Source organism: Vibrio qingdaonensis, assembly GCF_026191675.1.
Lineage (GTDB): Bacteria > Pseudomonadota > Gammaproteobacteria > Enterobacterales > Vibrionaceae > Vibrio > Vibrio qingdaonensis.
Genome location: NZ_JAKRRY010000218.1, coordinates 1 through 209, shown reverse-complemented (window position 1 = coordinate 209; position 209 = coordinate 1). Strand labels below are relative to the sequence as shown.

1 protein-coding gene is annotated in these 209 nt (G+C 47.4%); it reads left to right on the top strand.

The features are described 5' to 3' along the window. Positions 1 to 192: TfoX/Sxy family DNA transformation protein (locus MD535_RS26085; protein WP_265678159.1), on the top strand; the 192-nt coding region annotated here is incomplete at its 5' end. Positions 193 to 209 lie beyond the last annotated feature (17 nt).

Here is a 209-nt window from a genome sequence, read left to right as displayed (position 1 = left end):
ACGATAGAAGAGTTAGGAGAAATCGGGGCTGCTCAAGCTTATGTGTGGATACGCGATCGCTTGAAACTGGATGTCTCGGAGCGTCTGCTATTTCGCTTAGAGGGAGCGTTAGTTCAACGGCATTGGATGTGCTTAGGCGAGGCGAAACAACAAGCGTTAAGAGAGCGAGTTTTTATGTTGTCTCGCCAATAAAGAGGGAAAACAACCAT